The sequence below is a fragment of the Stenotrophomonas sp. LMG 10879 genome (assembly GCF_002750935.1).
Classification (GTDB): domain Bacteria; phylum Pseudomonadota; class Gammaproteobacteria; order Xanthomonadales; family Xanthomonadaceae; genus Stenotrophomonas; species Stenotrophomonas lactitubi_B.
Genome location: NZ_PEJT01000004.1, coordinates 96,802 through 121,605 on the forward strand (window position 1 = coordinate 96,802; position 24,804 = coordinate 121,605).

The window sequence follows — 24,804 nt, forward strand, 5'->3', positions numbered from 1 at the left end:
TCATGGATACCGCCCGCTGGCAGCAATTGTCGTCCTGGCTGGACCAGCTGCTGGAGCTGGCACCCGCCGCCCGCCAGCTGCGCCTGCAGCGCTTGAGCGCGCAGGACCCGACGCTGGGACGCGAGCTGGAACACCTGCTGCAGCAGGAAGCCGACAGCCACGAGTTCATGGCCCAGCCGTTATGGACCGCGCCACCGCCGGGCCGTGCCGGCAGCGAGGTCGGGCCCTATCGGCTGCTGCACCCGCTCGGTGAAGGTGGCATGGGCGAGGTCTGGCTGGCCGAGCGCTGCGATGGCCTGTACCAGCGCCAGGTCGCACTGAAGCTGCTGCGCAGTGGCGTCGCCGATCCCGGCCTGCGTCAACGCTTCGGCCGCGAGCGGCAGATCCTGGCCCGCCTGCAGCACCCGCATCTGGCACAACTGCTGGACGCCGGGGTGGACCAGCACGGGCAGCCCTACCTGGCGCTGGATTACGTGGAAGGCGAGCCGATCAGTGACTACTGCCGGCGCCTGCAACCGCCGCTGGAAGCGCGTCTGCAGCTGATGCTGCAGGTCTGCGCGGTGGTCAGCCATGCGCATGCGAACCTGGTGGTGCACCGCGACCTGAAGCCCTCCAACATCCTGGTACGCGCCGATGGCACGGTGAAACTGCTCGACTTCGGCATCGCCAAGCTGCTCGACCACGACGATCCGAACGCGGCCCATCCGGCCACCGAAATCCGCGCTTTCACCCTGCACTACGCCGCGCCGGAACAGGTGCGGGGCGAGGCGGTGACGACCCTGACCGACGTCTATTCGCTGGGCGTGGTGCTGTTCGAGGTGGTCACCGGGCACAAGCCCTATCGCCTGCGCCGGCACAGCGACGCGGAATGGGAGCGCTCGATCCTGGATGTGCAGGCGCCACGTGCCTCGGCGCTGCTGCAACGGCTGGCCGCCGAGCCCGGAGCGCCGAAACGCGCCCTGCAGCGGCAGGCGAAGCGATTGCGGGGTGATCTGGACGTGCTGTTGGAAAAGGCCCTGCAGAAGGATCCGCAGCAGCGCTACAGCTCGGCCGAAGCGCTGGCCGGCGACCTGCGCCGCTACCTGCAGGGGCAGCCGATCCAGGCGCGACCGCCGGGCGTGGGGTACCGGGTACGCAAGTACATTGGCCGCCATCGCTGGGGCGTGGCCTTGGCGACGCTGTCGGTGTTGGCGCTGCTGCTGACCACGTCCATCGCCCTGTGGCAGGCGCGCCAGGCGCGGGTGGAAATGGCGCGTGCGCAGGCCATGCAGGATTTCACCGTCGGCCTGTTCGACAAGGCGGCCAGCCAGCGCCACGGCCATTTCGACGTGCCGCAGCTGCTGGCCACCGGCCAGCAACGGGGCGAAGCCGAACTCGCCGACCAGCCGCTGGCGCTGGCCGAGCTGCAGGGGGTGATCGGCCGCCTGCGCATCGGCCTGGGCGATTACCAGCTGGCGCTGCAGACGCTGGACCAGCAGCGCCGGCTGCTGCAGGCGGTGGGCGAGGTGCCGCCAGCGCTGCAGATCGAGGCGGTGACCCAGCGCGGGCGCGCGTTGCGCATGCTCGGCCGCGCGCGCGAGTGCCTGGCGCACCTGCAGCCGCTGCAACCGCTGGCGGCCAGCGAGGCGGCGGCCTTGCCGGCGGCCGTGGCCGAATTCCACAGCCAGCTGGGGCGGTGCCAGGCCCAGCTGGGTGACGCCGAGGCGGCGCGCCGCTCGTTCCAGCAGGCGCTGGCGCTGCGCCACCAGGGGATGGTCGAGCGCTTCGGGCGTGCTGAATCACTGGCCGATCTGGCCGCGCTGGACGCCACCGCCGGGCGCCTGCCGGCTGCGCTGGCCGGGTACCGGCAGGCGCTGGCCCTGCTCGGCCAGCGCGCCGACGCCAGCAGCCCGCAGGTGATCAGCCTGCACCGGCAACTGGGCGATGTGCTGGCCCGCCAGGGCGACACCAAGGCGGCAGCGGCCGAGCTGGAGCTGGCCTGGCAGGCAGCGCAGGATGCATGGGGACCGCGCCACCCGGAGGCGCTGGTGGTACGCCGCGCACGCGCGCTGCTGGCCCTGCAGCGCGGCCAGCGCACGCTGGCCGGCCAGGAACTGCGGCAGGTGCAGGCACAGCTGCTCGGCGCCCTGGGCCCGGATCATCGTGAGATCGGCTACGGCGAGTTCGCCCTCGGCAAGTGGGCCAGCGCCAGCGACGACCCCTCGGCAGCGGCGGCGCACTACGCCCGCGCGGTGGCGATCTGGCGCCAGCCGGACCACGTCGCCTTGCTGCCGCAGGCACTGCTGGCGCAGGGGCAGGCCCTGCAGGAGGCCGGCCAGACCGCACAGGCCCGCAGCGTGCTGGCCGAGGCACGACAGCTGCTGCTGGCCCAGCGCGGGCCACAGGCGCCGGCCCTGCAGGAGCTCGATGCGCGCATCGCGGCATTGGCACAGGCTGAACAGCGCATCGATTCCACCGCTGCCCGTTAACGTTTGTCTGCCTATGATGGCCGACCTTCCCTTTGCTCCCGCGCCTGCATGCAACGACGCGACTTCATCCGCAATGCCTCCCTGGCCCTGGCCGCCTTCGGCCTGCCGTCACTGCCGGCCTGCGCGGCCAGCAGGAGTGGCCAGCTTGGGCTGCGCCGGCTTGGCCAGCCGCAGCCGTTCGATTTCGCCGCCCTGAAGGGGCAGGCGCGCGCGCTGGCACAGGCGCCGTACCAGAGCCACAAGCGGGTGCTGCCGGGCAAGCTGGAGGCGCTGGACTGGGATCAGTACCAGTCGATCGGCTACCGCCAGGACCATGCCCTGTGGGCCGACCAGCCGGGAAAATTCCAGGCCAAGTTCTTCCATCTGGGCCTGTACTTCCATTCGCCCGTGCGCATGTACGACGTGGTCGACGGCAAGGCGCAGGAACTGGCCTATGACGGCGCCGCGTTCAACTACGGCAAGAGCGGGTTGAAGAACGGCGAGCTGCCGGCCGACCTCGGCTTTGCCGGGTTCCGACTGAACACGCGCAAGGACACCGACCGAGATTTCGCCGCGTTCCTGGGGGCCAGCTACTTCCGCGCCGTGGGCAAGGAAGGCCAGTACGGCCAGTCCGCGCGCGGCCTGGCCATCGACACCGGCATGGGCAAGCCGGAGGAATTCCCGGACTTCATCGCCTATTACCTGGAACAACCTGCGGCCGACTCGGACACCATCATCGTCTACGCGCTGCTGGATTCGCCCAGCGTGGCCGGTGCCTACCGCTTCGCCGTCACCAACGGCGACGTGCTGCTGATGGACATCGACAGCGCGCTGTACCCGCGCAAGGCGATCGAACGCCTCGGCATCGCGCCCTGCACCAGCATGTACCAGGTAGGCGAGAACGACCGCCGCATGGGCTGGGACTGGCGCCCGGAGATCCACGATACCGACGGCCTGTCGTTGTGGACCGGCGCTGGCGAATGGATCTGGCGGCCGCTGCTGAACCCGCGCAACCTGCGCTTCAACATGTTCGTCGACCGCAATCCGCGTGGCTTCGGCCTGCTGCAGCGTGACCGCAACTTCGATCACTACCAGGACGACGGCGTGTTCTACGAGAAGCGCCCGTGCCTGTGGGTGGAGCCGAAGGGCGACTGGGGCGAGGGCTCGGTGCAGCTGGTGGAGATTCCCACTGTCGATGAAACCTTCGACAACATCGTGGCCTTCTGGAACCCGAAGGAAAAGCCGCAGCCGGGCCAGGAACTGCTGGTCGGCTACCGGCTGTACTGGGGCGCACAGCCGCCGGCGCATACGCCGCTGGCCCACTGCGTGGCCAGCCGAACCGGTCTGGGCGGAGTGATCGGCAAGAAGCGGGAGTATTTCTCGTGGCGTTTCGCGGTGGACTTCGAAGGCGGCGAACTGGCCGGCCTGATCGACAAGGCCGACGTCGAAGCGGTTGTCGAAACCAGCCGTGGCCGGGTGGAGATCGTCTCGGCGCGGCCGTTGCGCGAGATCAAGGGCTACCGCGCGATGTTCGACCTGGTGCCGCCGGAGGGCAGCACCGATCAGATCGACATCCGCCTGTACCTGCGCAGTGGCGGCAAGACCCTCACCGAAACCTGGCTGTACCAGTACACCCCGCCGCCGGCCGGTGCGCCGGAGCGCACGCTGTACTGAGTGGATGCAGGGTGCCGGCTGGCCGCCGGCACCGCTGGGTCACGGCTTGCCGTCGATGGGCGCTGGAGGTGGCGTCTGGGTCGGCAGGCCGACTTCCACGGTGCCGCGACGGATCTTCATCCAGTTCTCGTCTTGCCACCGCTGATACCGGTCTGGATCCCAGTACGTGGGATCGTAGAGGCGATCGGCTTTGATGGTTCGGCTTACGCCTCCATCCATGTAGACGATGTCCACGTTGTTGGACAACGAGCCGGTCCGGCTCCCCGTCATCGCACGCTTGCCCCGCTGCAGTTCCGCGGCCAGGCGTGGGCGAGCCGCCGCATCGCCGTACTCATCGCGCAGCCGCAGCGCCTGCGCACGCGCGATATCGTGCTGCTCCAACGGCAGCGCTGCCCAGTACTTGTCGCGCAGCTCGAGCATCAACGGGTATCCGCGCTCGGCTGCGACATCCATCCACGCAAAGGCCATGACCGGGTCGGCAGCACGTTTGACACCGTACCAGTACATCTCGCCCAGCAGGCCCTGCGCAGGCTTGTCGGCATAGCGGGCCGCCTTGCGGAAGTTGTCCATCGCCGCTTCGGCATCGCCGCGGTGCAGCGCATCCATGCCCCACTGCCGGAATTTCATGTCTGGATGTCCGTCCAGAAATCCGGCGCCCAGCAGTGCGGCATCATCCAGCGGAGCGGCGGGCGCCTGGCCGGAGGCGACGGCAAGTACAGGCAGCAACAACAGCGGCATCAACAGCAGGGCGGAACGCATGGCGGACATCCAGTTCGGCAGCAGACGTTGCCGCAGCCTAGGCACGTAGCCGTCTACTTGTAAACGGCTGGACGTCACGCCCTACAGCGGCAGCGGTGCCTGCGCCGGATCGATACGGCCCTCGCCCCGGGTGATCTTCTTGAACTCGGCGCGGCTGACCGAGACGTAGCGCTCGTTGCCGCCGATCTCCACCTGCGGGCCGTCCTGCACGGCATGGCCGTGCTCGTCCACGCGCACGGTCATGGTCGCCTTCTTGCCGCTGTGGCAGATCGTCTTGATCTCCTGCATCTCGTCGGCCCAGGCCAGCAGGTACTGGCTGCCCTCGAACAACTCGCCGCGGAAATCGGTGCGCAGGCCATAGCACAGCACCGGGATGCGCAACTGGTCGACCACCTCGCTGAGCTGCCAGACCTGACTGCGGCTGAGGAACTGTGCCTCGTCCACCAGCACGCAGCCCAGCGGCCCGTTGGCCTGCAGATCCTGCGTGACCCACTGCTGCAGGTCGGTGTCGCGTTCGAAGGCCATGCCGTCGGCGCGCAGGCCGATCCGCGAGGCGACCACGCCCGCGCCGGCACGGTCGTCCAGGCGCGGGGTCAGGATCGCCACGCGCATGCCGCGCTCGCGGTAGTTGTGCGCGCTCTGCAGCAGGGTGGTGGTCTTGCCGGCGTTCATCGCCGAATAGTAGAAATAGAGCTTGGCCATCGGCCGATTGTACGACGCCACCCGGCACCGGCCGAAGCCGTTCAGCAAGCCCACCGGCCGGCGGCTGTGGCTGCCATCAACGCCCGCTACAATCCCCACCCAATGCACGGTCTCAATCCCCCCCAAGCTGCCGCCGTCCTCCACATCGAAGGACCGCTGCTGGTGCTCGCCGGCGCCGGCAGTGGCAAGACGCGCGTGATCGTGGAGAAGATCGCCCACCTGATCGGCTGTGGCCGCTACCCGGCCAAGCGCATCGCCGCGATCACCTTCACCAACAAGTCGGCCAAGGAAATGCGCGAGCGCGTGGCCAAACGCCTGCGCGAGCAGGATGCCGATGAAGTGACCATCTGCACCTTCCATGCGCTGGGCCTGAAATTCCTGCAGATCGAGCATGCCGCGGTCGGGCTCAAGCGCGGTTTCTCGATCTTCGATGCCGATGACGCGGCCGCGCAGATCAAGGACCTGATGTACGGCGCCAAGCCCGACGACATCGAGGACATGAAGAACCTGGTGTCGCGCGCCAAGAACGCCGGACTGTCGCCGGAGCAGGCGATGGCCGCTGCGCGCAGCAATCGTGAAAAGGAAGCGGCCGGCATCTACGAGCGCTACCAGTTGCGCCTGAGCGCGTTCAACGCCGTCGATTTCGATGACCTGATCCGGCTGCCGGTGCAGATCCTGGAAGAGAACCCGGACATCGCGCTGGCCTGGCGCGAACGCATCGGCTACCTGCTGGTCGACGAATGCCAGGACACCAACGATGCCCAGTACCGCCTGCTCAAGCAGCTGGCCGGTGACAAGGGCAACTTCACCTGCGTGGGCGATGACGACCAGTCGATCTACGCCTGGCGTGGCGCCAACCCGGAAAACCTGCAGCAGATGGGGCGCGATTACCCGGCCCTGGAAATCATCAAGCTGGAGCAGAACTACCGGTGTTCCAACCGCGTCCTGCGCGCGGCCAATGCGCTGATCGCCAACAATCCGCACGAACACCTGAAGAAGCTGTGGAGCGACCAGGCCGATGGCGAGCGCATCCGCGTGTGGGAGTGCCGCAACAGCGAACACGAGGCCGAGAAAGTCGCCGCCGAGATTGCGTTCGTGGCGCAGACGCGCAACGTGCCGTGGAGCGATTTCTGCATCCTGTTCCGCGGCAACTTCCAGTCGCGTCCGCTGGAAAAGGCGATGCAGCTGCTGCGTATCCCCTACCACCTGACCGGCGGCACGATGTTCCTGGAGCGCCAGGAAGTGAAGGACACGCTGGCGTGGCTGCGGCTGCTGGTGAACCCGGACGATGACACCGCCTTCCTGCGTGCGGTGCAGTCGCCCAAGCGCGAGGTCGGCGCCGGCACCCTGGCCAAGCTGGCCGAACTGGCCTCGGAAAAGGACATGCCGATGGCGCAGGCCGCCGAAGCGATCGGCGCGCTGCAGCAGCTGCCACCGCGCGCGGCCAACAGCCTGGCGCGCTTCACCGACATCCTGCGTGACCTGCGTGCGCAGACGCGACAGATCAGCTCCGGCGACATGATCCGCAAGGTGGCCAAGGAATCGGGCCTGCTCAGCGAGCTGCGCCAGCAGGCCAAGGAAGAAGCCAGCTACCAGCGTCGTGCCAACAACATCGAAGAGCTGGCGCAGTGGTTCGAGGGTGGCCCGCGTGGCGCCACTGCTGCCGATCTGGCCGGCCAGCTGGCGCTGTTGTCGCGCAGTGACAAGGACGAGGGTGGCAACCAGGTGCGGATGATGACCATGCACGCCTCCAAGGGCCTTGAATTCCCGTACGTGTTCATCGTCGGCTGCGAGGATGGCGTGCTGCCGCACCAGGTCAGCCTGGACGAGGGCAATCTGCAGGAAGAGCGGCGCCTGCTGTACGTGGGCATCACCCGCGCCAAGATCCAGCTGTGGATGAGCTACAGCAAGCTGACCCGCAAGTTCGGCGAGCACGTGCGGTTGAAGCCGAGCCGCTTCTTCGACGAGATTCCGGCCGAGGAGATCCAGCGCGATGGCGCGGATCCGGTGGCGGATGCGGCGCGGAAGAAGGAACGGGCGACGGCGGGGTTGGCGGCGATCGAGGCGTTGTTCGATTGACCGGCGAACGGCGCAGCCCCTCGTGGCCGTTCGCGGTGCATGTGTGCTTGGCCGGGTAGATGGGCTGCGCAGGGGACGCTGCAAGTACGTCCCTGTAAGCTCGGTCGCCGCATCCATGCGGCTCACGCCCCTGCGCAACCCATCTACCCGGCCTTGGACAGGTTCCGTGCGCGTCAGCCACGGAAAAGAAAAAGAAGATCAAAGGCCACGGCAACAGCCGGGGGCTGAGGCACAATCGGAGCTTCTGGCTGGAGGTTTGTCCGTGCACCCGATTGAAAGCGAGCGCCTGCGTCTGCGGGCCATTGAACCGGACCGTGATGCGGCACCGATGCTGGCCCTGCTCAATGATCCGGGCTTCGTGCGGTTCATCGGTGACCGCAATGTGCGCGACGAAGCGCAGGCGCGCGAGTACATCGCCCTGCGGGTGCTGCACAGCTATGCGTTGAATGGCTTCGGCATGTATGCGATCGAGCGGCTGTCCGATGGTGCGTGGCTGGGCAACGCCGGGCTGGTGCGGCGGGATGGGTTGCCGGCGCCGGATATCGGCTACGCGGTGCTGTCGGAATTCGTCGGGCAGGGCTATGCCAGCGAGGCGGCGCGGGCGGTGTTCAATCACGCGCGCACGGTGCTGGGCCTGCAGGATCTCTACGGCATCACCGATCTGGACAACGTCGCCTCGGCAAAGGTGCTGCTGGGCCTGGGCATGCACGAGCGCGGGGTCATCCAGCTGCCGGGCATCGACAGCCCCAGCCGCCTATACGCCACGCTCGGCGCGGCCGAGGTTTGATCGTGGTGGGTGCCGACCGTTGTTCGGCACGACAGAGTGCCACCGTGCCGACCAACGGTCGGCACCCACCGCCTCAGCCGCCGCGCAGTTCCGCCAGCTGGGCCTGCAGCTCGGCCACGGCCGCTTCCAGCTGGGCCACGCGTTCGGCCAGGCCGGGCTCGGCCGACTCGGCACTGCCGCCACTGCTGGCGTACTTCGCTGCCAACGCCGCGCCGTCCACTTCACCGCACAGCAGGTGCATGTAGCGGTCCTCGCGCTGGCCGCTGACGCGCGGCAGCACCACCAGCAGGGCACGCTGCTGCAGGCGTTCGATCGCGTGGCGGGCTTCGTCGGTATCGGCGAAGCGATGCAGGCGCTCGGCACGGGTGACCAGTTCGCCCAGGGTCTGCGGCCCGCGCAGCAGCAGCAGGGCCAGCAGCACGGTCTGCTGCCGGGTCAGGTCCAGCGCGCTCTGCAGGCGGTGCTCGTAGCGGTCGGCGCGCGAGGAGAAGTGCTGGCGGGCCAGGCCCAGGGTCTCCAGCTGGCGCAGCGCATGCTCCACGCTGCCGGCGCTCACGTTCATCACCGGCTCGCGGGCGGTCTTCTGGTTGGCGGCCGATTGCGCGGCGTTGACCGTCAGTGGGTAGGTGTCCGGGGTGGTGGCTTCCTTCTCCACCAGGCAGCCCAGCAGGCGGGCCTGTACGGCATCCAGCAGCGGAACGTCGGGGGTCTGGGCAGGATCGGTCATGGCGGCTTCCGGAAGACAACAGGTCAACCACCAAGCATAGCCGTCCCGGCGGCGCCTTTGCCGGTAAAATGGGCCGGTATATCTGATTGCCGGTGAATCCATGCGTCGTCCTGTGTCCCTGTCTTTGACCCTGCTCGCCACCGCGGCGCTGGGCCTGTCCGCCTGCAAGCGCGTGGAAGCGCCTGCCGAAGCCGCCACCCCGCAAGCGCCGGCCGCTGCCGCCAAGGCCGACGGCGCGCTTGACGCGACCGCCAACGACAACCTCAATGCCGTGCTGTGGATGCAGCGCGCGCAGGAATACAAGGCGATCACCGAGCAGACCTACCGCGCGGCCGCCGACCACCTGGACGTCGCGCTGAAGGAAGCCCACTGGGATGCGCTGGTGCCGGAAGAGCGCGGCAACGAGGCCAAGGGCCTGAAGCCGGCCGTGGTGCTGGACGTGGATGAGACCGTGCTGGACAACTCGCCTTACCAGGCGCGCCTGGTGCGTGACGGCAAGGAATACGACGAACTCAGCTGGGACCAGTGGGTTGCCGAAAAGAAGGCCAAGGCCATTCCCGGCGTGGTCGATTTCGCCAAGGCGGCCAACGCCAAGGGCGTGACCCTGCTGTACATCTCCAACCGCGCCGTGCACCTGAAGGACGCGACCCTGGCCAACCTGCGCGAGCAGGGCCTGCCGGTGGCCGATGACAGCGTGTTCCTCGGCCTGGGCACCGTGGTCGAAGGCTGCGAGCAGGCCGGCAGCGAGAAGAACTGCCGCCGCCGCCTGGCCGGCCAGAAGTACCGTGTGCTGATGCAGTTCGGCGACCAGCTGGGTGACTTCGTGGAAGTGACCGCCAACACCAATGATGGCCGCGACGCGCTGCTGCAGCAGTACCACGACTGGTTCGGCGAGCGCTGGTGGATGCTGCCGAACCCGACCTACGGCGGCTTCGAGCCGGCGCAGTTCAACAACGATTACGCGCAGTCGCGCCAGGCCCGCCATGACGCCAAGCGTGCCGCGCTGGACTACGCGCCGTGAGCCGCGCCCCACTGCCGCTGCGTGACGACGAGCGTCTGATCTTCGCGCTGGACGTGCCTGACCGCGTGCAGGCGCTGGAGTGGGTCGACCGCCTTGGTGACAGCGTGGCGTTCTACAAGATCGGCATGGAACTGCTCGCCTCCGGTGAGTACTTCCAGGTACTGGACGAACTGGCACGCCGCGACAAGCGCGTGTTTGTCGACCTGAAGTTCTTCGATATCCCCGCCACCGCCGCGGCGGTGATCAAGCGCCTGGCGCAGTGGCCGGTCAGCTACGCCACCATCCACGGCTGGCACCCGGCCATGATGGAGGCCTGCGCGGCCGCCAACAGCGGCGACATGCGCTTGCTGGCGGTGACCGTGCTGACCTCGATGGGCCGCCCGGACCTGGCGCAGATGGGCATCGACCGCGAGCCGGTGGAGGTCGTGGTCGAGCGCGCGCTGGCCGCACAGGCTGCGGGCATCGACGGCGTGATCGCTTCCGGCCAGGAAGCGGGTCCGATCCGTGCCGCGACCGGCGCCGGTTTCTCGATCGTCTGCCCGGGCATCCGCCCCGGTGGTCCGGTCGGCGATGACCAGAAGCGCACCGTGGGGGTGGCGCAGGCCTTTGCCGATGGCGCCGATGCCATCGTGGTCGGTCGTCCGATCCGCCTGGCGACCGATCCGCAGGCCGCAGCACGGGCGATCCAGCAGGAAATCGCGACGGCTCTGGCCGCGCGCTGAGCCCCGCTCCGACGGCGGTCACGCCGGTACCACGAACGCCATCCCGCCGAATGCGGGATGGCGTTCGCATTTGTGCCTGTTGCCCTGACGCACCCGACCCCAGCCCGGGAAACTGTGCGCCACATCGCGCTGCGCGGTTGGAGCGGCCTCTATCACTCGATGCACCAGCACGGACCGCGGCCGTGCCGGTTCCAACCATCGACAGAGGAATACACGGATATGTATCGCAGCCCCTCTTTGCTGTTCGGCAGCCTGTTGGCCGCCGCCATCGTCTTTCCCGCTGCGGCGGCACCCCAGCCCCGCGAAGCGCCGCGCATCATCGGCGGCGAGGCTGCCAGGCCCGGCGACTACCCGTTCATGGTCAGCATCCAGCGCCTGTCGTTCGGTGACAGTGACCACGGTCGCCACTGGTGTGGCGGCACGCTGATTTCCCCCTCATGGGTGCTGACGGCCTCGCACTGCGTGGACGGCGATCGCCCCGGTGATCTGGCTGTGCTGGGTGGCGTCACTGCGCTGTCGACCGAACCGTCGGCACGCGCATCCAACGTCACGGCCATCCACATGCATCCGGCGTTCAACAGCGGCAATTCGCTGGAGCATGACGTCGCCCTGATCCATCTGGGTACGCCGTTGGCCGATGCGCAGCCAGTGGCGCTGCGGTTGCGGCCCGATGCCAGCTATCTGAAGCCCGGCAGGCAGTTCACGGTGATCGGCTGGGGCGACACCGATATCACCGACGGGCGGCTCTATCCCACCCAGCTGCAGACGGTGCAGACCCCGTTTGTGCCCTTCACCGAGTGCCAGCAGGCGTATGCAGGAGAGCTGTCACGCGGCAAGGTCATCTGCGCCGGCCGCGAGGGGGTCGACAGCTGCCAGGGCGATTCCGGCGGTCCGCTGCTGCTGCGCCTGCGCGAGGGCTGGACCCAGTTCGGTGTCGTCAGCTGGGGCGAAGGCTGCGCGCTGGCCGGGTATCCCGGCGTTTATGCCCGAATCGCCGAAAAACATGCCGTAGATTTCATAGAAGCGGTCTGGCAACGCGATTGATTCAATGAAATCAATGAGTTGAATGATGTTTTGTCATGTGTTGCGTTAACTTTGCGGGCAGCGTAGGATCGCCGCCATCCGGTCTTCGGGCCGGACATGCGCCACAACACTGTCCACCGGCCTTGCGCCGGTTTGAAGAGTCTGCGATCCCTGTGATCCGGGCTCTTTTTTTTGTCCGTCCGGTGCGGGCAGGACCCGTCGACGCATGTCGTGAATCCACCACGCAGCGCAGGCCATGGCGGAAACCGTGACGCCCCGGCTTGCCGCTGTCATGTCGCAGGCCGCAAGATGCGGACCGGTGCGGGGAGTCCGATTGCATGAGCGTGGTAGTGCGAGGAAGGTCTGCGCGGGGATGGGGGCTGGCGGCCATGCTGCTGCTGGCCATCGCCGCGTGCCGTGAATCCGGCAGCGATCCGGCCGCCGCGCCGGCCGAGCCTGTCGCCGCGGTACAGGCGATGGCGCAACGGCTGGCCGAGGACGACCTGGTCGGCTACGCAAAACTGTCGGTGCCCCCCAGCCAGTACCAGCGCCTGCAGCAGGCCTGGGCCGATGGTCACAGCCAGTGGCCACTGACCGGACTGCCGCTCGGCGACCAGCTGCTGCCGATGCTGGCGGCGCTGCGCGAGCCCGGCGCCAGCGTGCAGCTGCAGCGCAGTTTCGACCGCCAGCTGGCCGGACAGGCCCGCGCCGTGCGCCAGGCCGCGCAGTCGATGGGCAACTTCGGTGTGCAGTACCTGCGGCACCAGAAGGGCTACACGCCTGGCCAGCAGGCGCATTACATCCAGCTGGTGCAGACCCTGGCGGCGTGGGCCCAGGACGCGCCGATCAGCGACCGCGCCAGGGCCCGCAGCAGCATCGCCGCGCTCGTCGGTGCCGCGGCCCAGGTCGGCTTCCAGGACGACGCAGGCCTGCAGGCCGCGGGGATGGAAGGCAGCCTGCAGCAGCTGGCGCCGTTCATCCACACGGTCAAGGCTGTGCTGGCCAGCTACGGGCTGGGCGTGGACGAGGCGCTGCGCAGCGTGCGCGGCGAGCTGTTGTCGGTGGAAGGGGACAACGCCCTGGTGCGCCTGCAGTACGAGCTTGCCGGCCGCGCGATGACCGTGCAGGTGCCGCTGAGCCGGCGCGAGGGCCACTGGTACCTGACCCGCACCCTGGCCGATACCGACGCCCTGTTGCGCCAGGCCGATGCCGCCCGCGCCGCCGCTGCTCCGGACCCTGTGCCCGCCCCCGCAACCGATGGGGAAGCGGCAACGCCATCGGCTAAGCCATAATGACGTCGATGTCGAAACAGAACCCGCTGCCGTTCCCCGGCGAAGAATCCCAGCCGACGCCCGCCGACACGGCGCCGGCGTCCCCCTCGACCGACGCCGGCACGCCGCCAGCGGCGACGCCCGTGCACGCGCGTCCTGCCGGCCGCCGCCCGCTGTGGGCGCGCCTGCTCGGGCGTCTGGTGGAGCCCTGGCTGTCGCTGAAGATCGAGCCGGAAGACCCGGGCCAGTACAACGATGGCCGCCCGGTCATGTACGTGCTGGAAGACTACGGCCTGTCCAACGCGCTGATCCTGGACAAGGCCTGCCGCCAGGCCGGCCTGCCGTCGCCGCTGGTGCCGCTGGCCGGTGACCCCACCGGCCGCAAGCGCGCCTACCTGGCCCTGTCGCGCCGCAGCTCCAGCAACTCGCTGATTCCCGAGCAGCGCGGCGCCAAGACCCATTCCGATTCGCTGGCCAAGGTCCTGCAGGCCCATCGCGTGCGCGACGATCTGGACGTGCACCTGGTGCCGGTATCGATCTTCGTCGGTCGCGCCCCGGACAAGCAGAGCGGCTGGTTCGCCGTGCTGTTCTCGGAAAACTGGGCGCTGGTCGGCCGTTTCCGCCGCCTGCTCGGCCTGCTGCTGAACGGCCGCAACACCATCGTCCGCTTCGCACCACCGATCTCGCTGCGCTCGACCATCGACGAGGGCCTGGAGCCCGAGCGTACGGTGCGCAAGCTGCAGCGCGTGCTGCGTACCCATTTCCGCCGCATCCGCGAGTCGGTGATCGGTCCTGACCTGTCGACCCGGCGCCTGCTGGTGGACCAGGTGCTGGCCGCCGAGACGGTGCGTGAGGCGATCGCCTCCCAGGCCAAGCGCGACAACAGCAAAACCAGCGATGCCTGGAAGAAGGCGCACGCCTACGCCTGGGAAATCGCCGCAGACTATTCCAGCCCGGTGGTGCGCTCGGCCAGCTTCATGCTCAGCCACGTGTGGAACCGCATCTACGCCGGCGTGCTGGTGCACCACCTGGACAAGTTCAAGGCCGCCGCGCCGGGCCACGAAGTGGTCTACGTGCCCAGCCACCGCAGCCACATGGACTACCTGCTGCTGTCCTACCTGCTGTACGACCGCGGCATCGTGCCGCCGCACATCGTGGCCGGCATCAACCTGAACCTGCCGGTGGTCGGCACCCTGCTGCGCAAGGGCGGTGCGTTCTTCATCCGCCGCTCGATCCGTGGCAACGCGCTGTACTCGGCGGTGCTCAGCGAGTACGTCGCGCAGCTGGTCGCAGGCGGCTATTCCATCGAGTACTTCGTCGAGGGCGGGCGCTCGCGTACCGGCCGTCTGCTGCAGCCCAAGGGCGGCATGATCTCGATGACCCTGCGCGCGTTCCTGCGCCAGCCGCGCAAGCCGGTGCTGTTCCAGCCCATCTACATCGGCTACGAGAAGCTGATGGAAGGTGGCAGCTACCTGGATGAACTGTCCGGGCGGCCGAAGGAAAAGGAATCGATCTGGCAGCTGCTGTGGGGCATCCCCAAGGTGCTCAAGCAGAATTACGGCCAGGTGGTGGTGAACTTCGGCGAACCGATCGCGTTGAACGACGTGCTGGCCGAGAAGGCCCCGGAGTGGGGTGGCGAGGCGGTGTCCGAGGACGAGAAGCCCTCGTGGCTGTCGACCACCGTCGACACCCTGGCCGAGCGCATCCAGGTGCGCATCAACGGTGCCGCCGACGTCAATCCGATCAACCTGCTGGCGCTGGCCCTGCTGTCCACGCCCAAGCATGCGATGGGCGAGGCCGACCTGATCGCGCAGATCGAGCTGTGCAAGACCTTGCTGGTGGAGATGCCGTATTCGGGCCGGGTGACGGTGACCCCGCACTCGCCGGAGCGGATCATCGCCCACGCCGAAGAGATCAACGTCCTCACCCGCATCAAGCACCCGCTGGGCGACGTGCTCAGCGTCAGCGGCGATACCGCGGTGCTGCTGAGCTACTTCCGCAACAACGTGGTGCACCTGTTCACCGCGTCGTCGTGGGTGGCCTGCTGCTTCCAGAACAACCGCCGCATGAGCCGCACCGGCCTGGTCCAGCTCGGCCGCACGGTGTACCCGTTCCTGCAGGCCGAACTGTTCCTGCCGTGGACCGAGGACGAGTTCGCCCAGCGCATCGACCAGACCATCGACGTGTTCGTGCGTGAGGGCCTGCTGCAGAACGTCAACGAAGACGACGGCGGCATCCTCGCGCGCAACACCGGGCAGACCGACGAAGTGTTCCGCCTGCGGGCGATCGGGCATTCGCTGCAGCAGGCGTTCGAGCGGTATTACATCGCCATTTCGGTGCTGGTGAAGAATGGCCCGGGCACGCTCGGCGCCGCCGAGCTGGAAAGCCTGTGCCAGCAGGCCGCGCAGCGCCTGAGCCTGCTCTACGCGCCGGCCGCGCCGGAGTTCTTCGACAAGTCGCTGTTCCGCGGCTTCATCCAGAAGCTGCGCGAGCTGCGCCTGGTGTGGCCGGACGAGAACAGCAAGCTGCTGTTCGACGAGCGCCTGGATGCCTGGGCCAAGGATGCCAAGTTCATCCTCGGCCGCGAACTGCGCCACACCATCGAACGGGTCAGCCCGGAAGCGGCGCGCCCGGACGAACCGGCACCGCAGGATTGAACCTGCGGCGCCTGTCGGGCCTGGCCGCGTTGATCGCGGTCGGAGGCCTTGCGGTTGTTGCTTCAGTGCAGGCTGCAGAGGCCTGTGTGGACGATACCCTGCCGGGGCGACTAGCCGATGCGCCGGTGCGGCTGTGTGTCGAGGCAAAGGCCGGGCAACCGGCGCGCTACCGTCTGTGGCTGGCTGGCGAGGTGCGTATCAGCGGTGATGAACCGGCTGCTCGGCAGGGTCTTGCCGGGGACTGGTACGGCCATCCGCTGGGGCTGCGCTGTACCGGTGCTAGCAACGTGCGTCGCTGCGACCTGACCGTGGACGGCGAAGCGGCCTGGAATGCGGAGCTGGTGCTGCCGCGTTGATGCACGGCCCCATCCACGCATGGCGTGGATCTACCGGGATGTCCCGGCGTGGCGTGGATCCAGGTGTTGCCGGGTCGCGTCATCCACGCATGGCGTGGATCTACCGGGATGTCCCGGCATGGCGTGGATCCATGGATTGCCGGATCGCGTCATCCACGCATGGCGTGGATCTACTGGGATGTCCCGGCATGGTGTGGATCCATGGATTGCCGGGCCGGGCAGGGCCGGGCCATCTGCTTTCGGGGCGGCGTGGGCCTGCAGTAGATCCACGCCATGCGTGGATGGGCCACCGGTTACGCCGGCTCGTCCGGAATCTGCAGGCTTTCCAGCTTGGTGATGCAGTCCTTCAATTGCAGCTTGCGCCGCTTCAGGCGCTTGAACTCCAGCTCATCCTCGCCGTTGGCGGCCATGCGCGCGATCTGTTCATCCAGCGACCGGTGCTCGGCACGCAGGGCGACGAGGTGTTCGACGATTTCGGCGGGGTTGTAGGTGTCCACGGTCTCCGAGCATACACAGCGACGATGACTGCCGGGAGAGGGGAATCCCGACCCCGGGTCCAGGCTGCCGCAAGCCGGTAGAATGGCGCCATGTCCGCCGTGATCTCCCTGCCCGATCCCCCGCAGCGCGCTTCGCGCGATCCGCGCGTGGCCGGGCACCGGGCGGACAAGCTGGGCAAGCACCTGCGCCGCCAGGTCGGCCAGGCCATCGCCGACTTCGGCATGATCGAAGCGGGCGACAAGGTCATGGTCTGCCTGTCCGGCGGCAAGGACAGCTACACCCTGCTGGACCTGCTGCTGCAGCTGCAGAAAAAGGCGCCGGTGCCGTTCGAACTGGTAGCGGTGAACCTGGACCAGAAACAGCCCGGTTTCCCCGAGCATGTCCTGCCGGAGTACCTGGCCGGGCTGGGCGTGCCGTACCAGATCATCGAACAGGACACGTATTCGGTGGTCAGCCGGGTCATCCCGGAAGGCCGGACGATGTGTTCGCTGTGCTCGCGCCTGCGCCGTGGCGCGCTGTACAACCACGCCAAGGTGCATGGCTTCAGCAAGATCGCGCTGGGCCATCATTGCGATGACGTGGTGGCGACGTTTTTCCTGAATCTGTTCCACCATGCCAAGCTGGCCGCCATGCCACCGAAGCTGCTCAGCGACGATGGCCAGCACGTGGTGATCCGCCCGCTGGCGTACGTGCGCGAGCACGACATCGCGCAGTACGCGCAGGCCCGCCGTTTTCCGATCATTCCCTGCACCCTGTGCGGCAGCCAGGAAAACCTGCAGCGCCGGCAGGTCGGCCTGATGCTCAAGCAGTGGGACCAGGACCATCCCGGGCGCATCGAACAGATCGCACGCGCGATGGCCGACGTGCGACCTGCGCAGCTGGCCGATGCCGCCCTGTTTGATTTCATGGCCCTGGGCCGCCGTGGCGATGCGGCACATGCCGATGCCTGGCTGGCCGACGCAGTTCCCGAGACGCCTGCCGTTTAAGGTCGGGCGCCCTTCTTCTTCAGACACCGGAATTCCATGTTCTTTCGCAACCTGACGTTCTTCCGCTTCCCGACCTCCACTGATTTTTCCGAAGTCGATACCCTGCTGCCGCACGCCCTGCTGAAGCCGGTCGGCGCGCTGGAAATGAACTCGCGTGGTTTCATCTCGCCGTTCGGCCGCGAAGAGAAGGAAGCGCTCTCGCACCGCATTGCCGAACACCTGTGGCTGACCGTCGGTGGCGAGGACAAGATCCTGCCCGGCGCGGTGGTCAACGACCTGCTCGAGCGCAAGCTGGAAGAGATCGAGGAGAAGGAAGGCCGCCGCCCCGGTGGCCGCGAGCGCAAGCGCATGAAGGACGACCTGCTGCATGAACTGCTGCCGCGCGCCTTCGTGAAGTCCTCGCGCAACGACGCCTTCATCGACCAGTTGCACGGCTACGTGGTGGTGGACACCTCCAGCCGCAAGACCGGCGAGTACTTCATGTCCGACATTCGTGGCCTGCTCGGCAGCTTCCCGGCAATGCCGCTGAACGCCGAAGTCGCGCCGCGCTCGATCCTGACCGGCTGGATCGCCGGCGAGCCCCTGCCCACCGGCTTCAGCCTGGGCGAGGAGTGCGAGATGAAGGATCCGGTGGAAGGCGGCGCGGTGGTCAAGTGCCAGCACCAGGAACTGCGCTGCGACGAGATCGACAAGCACCTGGACGCCGGCAAGCAGGTGACCAAGCTGGCCCTGGTGTTCGAGGACAACCTGTCGTTCGTGCTGGGCGACGACCTGATCGTGCGCAAGCTGAAGTTCCTGGACGGTGCGCTGGACCAGCTGGAGCACGCGGACGAAGACGGCCGCCGTGCCGAGTTCGACGCCCGCTTCGCCCTGCAGAGCGCGGAGATCCGCCGCCTGTTCCTGCTGCTGGAAGAAGCCTTCAAGCTCAGCAAGGCTGACTGAACAGGCAGGCCGTCGGCCGCCGGTCATCCGGCGGCCCCGCACGGCGCTATGCTGGGAGCATGAGCCGTCTGCTGCGCCGCCTGATCTCGCCGGTCCCTGCCGCCACCGTACAGCGCGACACCGTTCGCCTGCGGCTGGAGGATGTCGAGATCGAGGTACTGCGTGTGCGCGATCCGCGCGCGCGCCGGATCAAGCTCAGCGTCGATGAGCGCGGTGCACGACTGACACTGCCGCCGCGTGCCAGCCTGGTGATGGGCGAGCGTTTCCTCGAACAGCATCGCGACTGGCTGGGCCTGCAGCTGCGCATTTACCAGGGACACGGCCTGCCCGCCGCGTTGCAGCCCGGTGTTGAAGGCGTGCTGCCGCTGCGCGGCGAACTGTTGCCGCTGCGCTGGCAGGAAGGCCGCTACGCACGGTTGGAAATCGACGAACACGGTGCCTGCGTGCAATGGCCGAGCCGCGGCGGCGATGCGACCCTGCGTCGCCTGCTGCGCGAGTTCTACGAAGCACAGACCCGCGCCGATGTCGGCCGCTGGTTGCCGAAGTACCTGCCCGGCCTGCCGCGCGCGCCCAGCCGCCTGCGCTTGAAGGTGATGTCCTCGCAATGGGGCTCGCTGGCCCCCGACGGCAGCATGGCGTTGGACCTGGCCCTGGTACTGGGCCGCCCCGCCGCGTTCGAGTACGTGCTGGTGCACGAACTCTGCCACCTGATCCAGGCCAACCACTCGCCGGCCTTCTGGCACGAAGTGGAACAACGCTTCCCCGACTGGCGCGCGCAGCGCGACTATTTCCAGCTGGAAGGGCGACGCCTCAAGGCAATGCTTCGGCAGCTGCTGTAGCGCTGTGATTTTGTAGAGCCGAGCCATGCTCGGCTATCGCGCGCGGCGTGGATATTCAGCCACCGCGACCAAGAGCAGCCGAGCATGGCTATGCCGGTCGTCCTGACCGGCACCCTCCGGGCCGTCGCAAGCGACGTTGGCAGCGGCTCCTGCCGCTACCTTCGGCACTACAAAAGCGCGCGCAGCGCGCGACCCGCTTCGCTCCTGCACTTCTTTTTCTCTTCCGTGGTGAGCACGGAAACCCTCCGTGGCCGGGCGGGGTGGGTTGCGCAGGGGCGTGAGCCGCATGGATGCGGCGACCGAGCTTACATGGACGTACTTGCAGCGACCCCTGCGCAATCCACCCCGCACGGCCAACCACGGCTTTTGATTTGAACGGTCACCACGAGGGGCTCAGCCGTTGGCCGAAAACCTCATCGACCCACGCGCAATGCCGCCGCCTCCGCCCATCGCGCCGCCACCCGCGGAGCGGTGATGCACACCGCCTGATCGGTCACCGTGGTCACCGCCCGCTCCAGCAGCTGGATGTCCGCCTCGTGCTGGCGCGCCACATGCGGATCCTCGAAGAAGATCGCGCGCTGGCAACGGCCTTCCAGCACGCGGTCGGCAATCTGCGCATCGCCGCCCATCGGGCCACTCTGGTAGCGCGTCACCCACGCCGTATCCGCGGGCCAGCCGCGGCTCCAGGCCAGCTCGTTCAAGCGCTGGCCGGTGGTGCCGGTGGCTACCCGTTCGCCGAAGCGCGCCAGCACGTCGAAATGTTCATCGGCGAACGCCAGCATCGCCGGCTTCATCGCATCGTGCGCGATCAACGCCAGCGTCTGCCCTTCGAACGCATGCAGGTCGTCGGCGCCGGCATCGGCAGCCAGGCCCGCATGGACGCGCTCCACCTCGATCCAGTCGCGGGCGGTGGCCACGGTGGAAATGAACGGCTTGCCGTGGATCACGCACTGGCGCTTGAGCGCGGTCGCCTCGGGGAACACCGAGGAGGGGTCGACCGGATCCATCAGGTAGACCGCACCGTCCAGCGTGCGCTCGGCGCCCATGCCCACCACTTCGGCCACCAGCTTCATCAACCCGCCTTCGCGACCGTACGGATAGCGCTGCAGGCCGTCGTAACCGGCAAGGAAACCGTTGCGCTGGATCGCATCGTGGGTACGGCCGACCGCACACAGGGTCACGCCCAGTTCGCGCAGCCCGGGTTCGCTGGCGCGCAACCAGCGGAACAGTGCCGCGCGCGCGTCGTGATGATGGAGACGGTTGGCGGCCAGGCCGATGCGCATCGAAAGCTCCGGGATCGGTAGAAGCGGCAGTGTATGTCGCTATTGGCGGTTTCGGAGGGTTTTACACATTTCCTCATTGTTGCTGGGAAATGCGTCGCTAGCGTGGCAGGAGGTCGTATCGCAATACGGCCACGCCCCTGCTGCGACATGAGGATGTCCACCGTGAATGTCGCTGGCCGCCTGGCCCGCATCGTCGCCCTGTCGCTGTTGTCGGCGCCGGCCTGGGCCGGGCAGTGCGAAGGCCCCATCCTGCTTGCCTATCCCGCCGATCGTGCACCGTTGTCGTCCAGTCAGGACGACCAGCCACACGGCCTGGTGGCCGCCTACCTGGCGCTGCTGCAGGAGCAATACCCCACGCTGCGCGCCACACCGGTCGCGGCGACGGCGCTGGCCGCCGCCGCGCTCCCGGCCGGGACCCACGCCGTGCTCGGCTGGCCGCGCGCGCAGAAGCCGAAAGGCTGGGTGGCCAGCGTGCCCTACCTGCAGGTGCCGCAGGTGATCGTGCGACGCCCCGACGCGCCGCCGATCATCGGCCTGGGCGGACTGCACGGTCGCGGCGTGGCCAGCCCCGACATCGTGCCGCTTGCCAGCAGGCTGGAGGAAGCCGGCGCGGACGTGCCGCTGCTGCAGGTGGCGGCGCTGGACGAGGCATTGCAGCTGCTGATCAGCGGTCAGATCGATGCGGTGGTGGGCAACCTCGTGAACGTGGAAGCCACGCTGCGCAATCAGCCGGGCGGCGCGCTGGACGTGGCGGCACCGGCCGGCTTCAGCGACGCACTGGTCCTGGCCACGCTGCCGGCGTGCGCGCATCTGGTGGTCCGCTTCAACCAGCTGCAGGCAGGCATGGCGCCGGAGCAGCGCGAGGCGTTGCGGGCCCACTGGATCTCGACATCCCCTCGCCGTGGCCTCGCGCCGGTGTCGCCCCTGCGCGGGTCGATCGCCGTGCTGCTGGTGCTGCTGACACTGTGCCTGGTGTATGCGTTCGGCTACTGGCGGCTGCACCGCGAAGGCCTGCGCAGGCAGGCGCTGGAACAGCGCCTGCAGGAGGTCACCGCCAACCTGCCGGCGGTGGTGTACCAGGCGCGGCGCAGCAGTGCCGGCGAGTACAGCGTTCCCCACATCGCCGGCGACGTGCATGCCCTGTTCGGGATCAGCGTGGACACCGCGCGGGTGGACCATGGAAGCCTGCTGGCCGCAGTCCATCCACAGGACCGCCGCTCGGTGCTGGCCTGCGTTGATGCCGCCGCACTGGTGCGCGGGCCCATCGACATCACTTTCCGCACGCGCGGCCCCAACGGCTGGCGCTGGGTACGTTCGCACGGGCGGCCGATTGCCTGCAGCGACAGCGGCGTGGAATGGAGCGGATACTGGATGGACGTGACCGAGGCGCGCGCACGTACGCAGGCACTGAACGATGCCCGGCGTGACGCGGAGCAGGATGCCGCCGCGAAGGCCCATTTCCTGGCCACCATGAGCCACGAGATCCGCACGCCGATGAGCACCTTGCTGGGAATGCTGGAGTGCTTCGGCAGCAGCGCACTGGATACGCGCCAGCGCCAGGTGCTGGCGACCATCGATGATGCAGCGCAGATGCTGCGCCAGATCCTCGATGACGTGCTGCACAGCCAACGCTTGCAGTCCGGCCCGCAGCCACCGCAGTGCCTGCCCACCGACCTGGCCGAGCTGCTGCGGGGGGTGCAGCGCCTGCTGGTGCCGGTGGCGGCAAGCAAGGGGCTGCATCTGCGCTGCGAGGTGGATCCCGCGTTGCAGCGGGGATCGTTGGCCGATGCGCTGCGCCTGCGCCAGATCCTGTTCAACCTGGCGGGCAATGCGCTGAAGTTCACCCTGCAGGGTGGGGTGGACCTGCAGGTGCGGGTGCTGCAGCAGCACGAGCAGGGCCAGCAGCTGCGGCTGCAGGTGACCGATACCGGCGTGGGTATCAGCCGCGAGCGCCAGCGGGCGGTGTTCGCAGCGTTTACCCAGGCCGAAGCGTCCACCACCCGGCGCTTCGGTGGCAGCGGCCTGGGCCTGGCGATCTGCCGTGAGCTGGCGGCGTCGATGGGCGGGCAACTGCACCTGTGCAGCACGCCGGGCGCGGGCACCACGGTGTGGCTGGACCTGTACCTGCCGGCCTGCGAGGCGCCATTGGCGGAGCATCCTGGCGATGCGGCTGGCTTGCCAGCGTTGCCGCCGGTACGGGTACTGGTTGCCGAAGACCATCCCACCAACCTGCAGCTGCTGGTCCAGCGCCTGCAGGAGCTGGGACTGCAGGTGCATGCCACGGCCAATGGCGAGCAGGCATGGCAGGCGTGGCAGGCACACCGCTTCGCGCTGGTCATCACCGATTGCCACATGCCGGGCATGGACGGCTTTGCGTTGGCCCGCGCGATCCGCGCCGATCCACGGGCCGACCCGGCGCAGGTGCCGATCGTCGCGTTGACCGCCAGCGTGCTCGACAGTACCCGTCAGGCCTGCCTCGACGCTGGCATCGATCGTTTCATCGCCAAGCCGGTCGAGCGCGACGCACTGCACGCCACGCTCGCCGCGGTGCTGACACCGCTGGCCGGTCTGTCAGTGCGCCAGTAGCCGGACGATGCTGGCGGCGGCGTCGCGACCTTCGGCCACCGCGGTCACCACCAGGTCGGCACCACGCACCGCGTCGCCACCGGCGAACAGGCGCGGATGGGCGGTCTGGAAGGGCAGCTTGCCCTTGCCTCCAGCGAGGATGCGGCCATTGGCCTGACCTTCCACGCCGTGCTCGGCCAGCCACGACGGCACGCTGGGCGAGAAGCCGAACGCGATGATCACCACGTCCGCCTCCAGCAGCGACTCGCTGCCCTCGATCTGCACCGCGTTCTGGCGGCCGTTGGCATCGGGTTCGCCCAAGCGCGTCTCGATGACGGTAACCCCGATCACTTCGTCATCGGCGCCGGCTTCGATCGACAGCGGCTGGCGGTTGAACAGGAAGCGCACGCCTTCCTCGCGCGCATTGGCCACTTCGCGCGCGCTGCCCGGCATGTTGGCCTCGTCACGGCGGTAGGCGCAGGTGACCTTGGCCGCGCCCAGACGCACCGCACTGCGCACGCAGTCCATGCCGGTATCGCCACCACCGAGGACCACCACGCGCTTGCCATTGAGGTCGGGCAGGGCGATCTGGTCCTCCCAGCCGGCGATCGGCCGGCCCTGCGGATCATCGCCGCCGACGATGCGGCTGTTCTGCACCAGGAACGGCAGCGCCGGCAGCACGCCCTTCAGGTCCTGGCCGTCGAGGCCACCATCGGTGTAGCGATACGCGCCGGTACCGACAAACACCGCATCGTGGGTGTCCAGCAGCTGCTGCAGGCTGATGTCGCGGCCGATCTCCACGCCCAGGCGGAACTGCACGCCCATGCCTTCGAGCACGTCGCGGCGGCGGCGGATCACGTCCTTGTCCAGCTTGAAACTGGGGATGCCGAACTGCAGCAGGCCACCGACCTGTTCGTAACGGTCGTAGACCACCGCGGTGATGCCGGCATGCGCCAGGCGGTCGGCACAGGCCAGGCCTGCCGGGCCGGCACCGATCACGGCCACCGTGTGGCCGGTGGGCTGCACCGCCGTCATGTCCGGCCGCCAGCCGGTGGCCAGTGCGGTGTCGACGATGTACTTCTCCACTGCGCCGATGGTGACCGCGCCGAACTCCTCCAGCGTGCAGCTGCCTTCGCACAGACGGTCCTGCGGGCACACCCGGCCGCACACTTCCGGCAGCGGGTTGGTGCTGTGGCACAGCGTGGCCGCTTCATGGATGCGGTTTTCCTGCACCAGCTGCAGCCATTGCGGAATGGCGTTGTGCACCGGGCACTTCCAGCTGCAGTACGGGTTGCCGCAGTCCAGGCAACGGCCGGCCTGGTACTGCGCGTCTTCCTTGCCGAACTTTCCGTACAGCTCACCCCAGTCGCCGGAGGTGCGCAGTTCGACCGGGATGCGCTGCGGCATGGTCCGGGGCAGGTCGAGGAACTGGAAGGCGTGCTTGCGGCTCATGGCGGGCTCTGTGG

General features: G+C 68.2%; 20 protein-coding genes. 14 read left to right on the forward strand and 6 right to left on the reverse strand.

Features of this window, described 5'->3' with window-relative positions; all coding sequences use genetic code 11:
* The first annotated feature begins 2 nt into the window (after nt 1-2).
* Nucleotides 3-2,468 carry a serine/threonine-protein kinase gene (locus CR919_RS07395; RefSeq protein WP_099819462.1) on the forward strand — a complete coding sequence of 822 codons (2,466 nt, stop codon included), beginning with the start codon at nt 3-5 and terminating at the stop codon, nt 2,466-2,468.
* 48 nt (nt 2,469-2,516) lie between these two features.
* Complete coding sequence (locus tag CR919_RS07400; protein ID WP_099819463.1) at nt 2,517-4,121, forward strand: glucan biosynthesis protein D; 1,605 nt, start codon at nt 2,517-2,519, stop codon at nt 4,119-4,121.
* Between the two features lie 39 nt (nt 4,122-4,160).
* On the opposite strand, the gene CR919_RS07405 is transcribed toward CR919_RS07400, so the two are convergent.
* Together CR919_RS07405 and CR919_RS07410 are read right to left on the reverse strand one after the other, a co-directional pair.
* Nucleotides 4,161-4,958 carry a sel1 repeat family protein gene (locus CR919_RS07405; RefSeq protein ID WP_243379974.1) on the reverse strand — a complete coding sequence of 266 codons (798 nt, stop codon included), beginning with the start codon at nt 4,956-4,958 and terminating at the stop codon, nt 4,161-4,163.
* A gap of 3 nt (nt 4,959-4,961) precedes the next feature.
* Nucleotides 4,962-5,582 (reverse strand): thymidine kinase, encoded by a 621-nt coding sequence (locus CR919_RS07410; protein WP_099819678.1) that lies wholly within the window; start codon nt 5,580-5,582, stop codon nt 4,962-4,964.
* A gap of 102 nt (nt 5,583-5,684) precedes the next feature.
* On the opposite strand from CR919_RS07410, the gene CR919_RS07415 reads away from it, so the two are divergent.
* Together CR919_RS07415 and CR919_RS07420 are read left to right on the forward strand one after the other, a co-directional pair.
* A complete protein-coding gene (locus CR919_RS07415; RefSeq protein ID WP_099819465.1) occupies nt 5,685-7,661 on the forward strand; it encodes a UvrD-helicase domain-containing protein in 1,977 nt (658 codons plus the stop codon).
* Between the two features lie 262 nt (nt 7,662-7,923).
* Nucleotides 7,924-8,448 carry a GNAT family N-acetyltransferase gene (locus tag CR919_RS07420; protein WP_099819466.1) on the forward strand — a complete coding sequence of 175 codons (525 nt, stop codon included), beginning with the start codon at nt 7,924-7,926 and terminating at the stop codon, nt 8,446-8,448.
* A 73-nt stretch (nt 8,449-8,521) separates the two neighbouring features.
* Here the strand turns inward: CR919_RS07420 and CR919_RS07425 are convergent, their stop codons facing one another.
* Nucleotides 8,522-9,175 (reverse strand): DUF480 domain-containing protein, encoded by a 654-nt coding sequence (locus CR919_RS07425; RefSeq protein WP_099819467.1) that lies wholly within the window; start codon nt 9,173-9,175, stop codon nt 8,522-8,524.
* A 100-nt stretch (nt 9,176-9,275) separates the two neighbouring features.
* Between CR919_RS07425 and CR919_RS07430 the strand changes: the two genes are divergently transcribed.
* The 6 genes from CR919_RS07430 to CR919_RS07455 all read left to right on the forward strand — a co-directional run bounded on the left by CR919_RS07430 (nt 9,276) and on the right by CR919_RS07455 (nt 16,225).
* Entirely contained in the window at nt 9,276-10,196 is a 921-nt protein-coding gene (locus CR919_RS07430; RefSeq protein WP_089241807.1) for a 5'-nucleotidase, lipoprotein e(P4) family, read from the forward strand.
* On the forward strand, nt 10,193-10,918 hold the full coding sequence (gene pyrF, locus CR919_RS07435; RefSeq protein ID WP_099819468.1) for an orotidine-5'-phosphate decarboxylase: 726 nt from the start codon (nt 10,193-10,195) through the stop codon (nt 10,916-10,918). Before CR919_RS07430 ends, pyrF begins: the two co-directional genes overlap by 4 nt.
* A 219-nt stretch (nt 10,919-11,137) precedes the next feature.
* Complete coding sequence (locus CR919_RS07440) at nt 11,138-11,962, forward strand: serine protease (protein WP_099819469.1); 825 nt, start codon at nt 11,138-11,140, stop codon at nt 11,960-11,962.
* Between the two features lie 317 nt (nt 11,963-12,279).
* Nucleotides 12,280-13,233 carry a hypothetical protein gene (locus CR919_RS07445; RefSeq protein ID WP_099819470.1) on the forward strand — a complete coding sequence of 318 codons (954 nt, stop codon included), beginning with the start codon at nt 12,280-12,282 and terminating at the stop codon, nt 13,231-13,233.
* Nucleotides 13,233-15,869: a glycerol-3-phosphate 1-O-acyltransferase PlsB gene (plsB, locus tag CR919_RS07450; RefSeq protein WP_099819471.1), complete on the forward strand. Its 2,637-nt coding sequence runs from the start codon at nt 13,233-13,235 to the stop codon at nt 15,867-15,869. The genes CR919_RS07445 and plsB overlap by 1 nt, the downstream gene beginning before the upstream one ends.
* The gene (locus CR919_RS07455; protein ID WP_099819472.1) at nt 15,866-16,225 is read left to right on the forward strand and encodes a hypothetical protein; all 360 of its coding nucleotides are present in this window, start codon (nt 15,866-15,868) and stop codon (nt 16,223-16,225) included. Before plsB ends, CR919_RS07455 begins: the two co-directional genes overlap by 4 nt.
* A 293-nt stretch (nt 16,226-16,518) precedes the next feature.
* Here the strand turns inward: CR919_RS07455 and CR919_RS07460 are convergent, their stop codons facing one another.
* Nucleotides 16,519-16,722, reverse strand: a complete 204-nt coding sequence (locus CR919_RS07460) for a YdcH family protein (RefSeq protein WP_032978412.1) — start codon at nt 16,720-16,722, stop codon at nt 16,519-16,521.
* 90 nt (nt 16,723-16,812) lie between these two features.
* On the opposite strand from CR919_RS07460, the gene ttcA reads away from it, so the two are divergent.
* The 3 genes from ttcA to CR919_RS07475 are packed head-to-tail and all read left to right on the forward strand — an operon-like array spanning nt 16,813 to nt 19,490.
* The gene (gene ttcA, locus CR919_RS07465; RefSeq protein ID WP_099819473.1) at nt 16,813-17,709 is read left to right on the forward strand and encodes a tRNA 2-thiocytidine(32) synthetase TtcA; all 897 of its coding nucleotides are present in this window, start codon (nt 16,813-16,815) and stop codon (nt 17,707-17,709) included.
* 36 nt (nt 17,710-17,745) lie between these two features.
* A complete protein-coding gene (locus CR919_RS07470; RefSeq protein WP_089241793.1) occupies nt 17,746-18,651 on the forward strand; it encodes a recombination-associated protein RdgC in 906 nt (301 codons plus the stop codon).
* A gap of 59 nt (nt 18,652-18,710) precedes the next feature.
* Entirely contained in the window at nt 18,711-19,490 is a 780-nt protein-coding gene (locus CR919_RS07475) for a SprT family zinc-dependent metalloprotease (protein WP_099819474.1), read from the forward strand.
* Nucleotides 19,491-19,903: 413 nt separating this feature from the next.
* Here CR919_RS07475 and CR919_RS07480 read toward each other — a convergent pair whose 3' ends face one another.
* Nucleotides 19,904-20,773 (reverse strand): methylglyoxal synthase, encoded by an 870-nt coding sequence (locus tag CR919_RS07480; RefSeq protein ID WP_099819475.1) that lies wholly within the window; start codon nt 20,771-20,773, stop codon nt 19,904-19,906.
* A gap of 153 nt (nt 20,774-20,926) precedes the next feature.
* On the opposite strand from CR919_RS07480, the gene CR919_RS07485 reads away from it, so the two are divergent.
* A complete protein-coding gene (locus CR919_RS07485) occupies nt 20,927-23,359 on the forward strand; it encodes a response regulator (protein ID WP_243379980.1) in 2,433 nt (810 codons plus the stop codon).
* On the opposite strand, the gene CR919_RS07490 is transcribed toward CR919_RS07485, so the two are convergent.
* Complete coding sequence (locus tag CR919_RS07490; protein WP_099819476.1) at nt 23,345-24,790, reverse strand: FAD-dependent oxidoreductase; 1,446 nt, start codon at nt 24,788-24,790, stop codon at nt 23,345-23,347. The two genes, CR919_RS07485 and CR919_RS07490, sit on opposite strands and share 15 nt — an antisense overlap.
* Nucleotides 24,791-24,804: the final 14 nt, after the last annotated feature.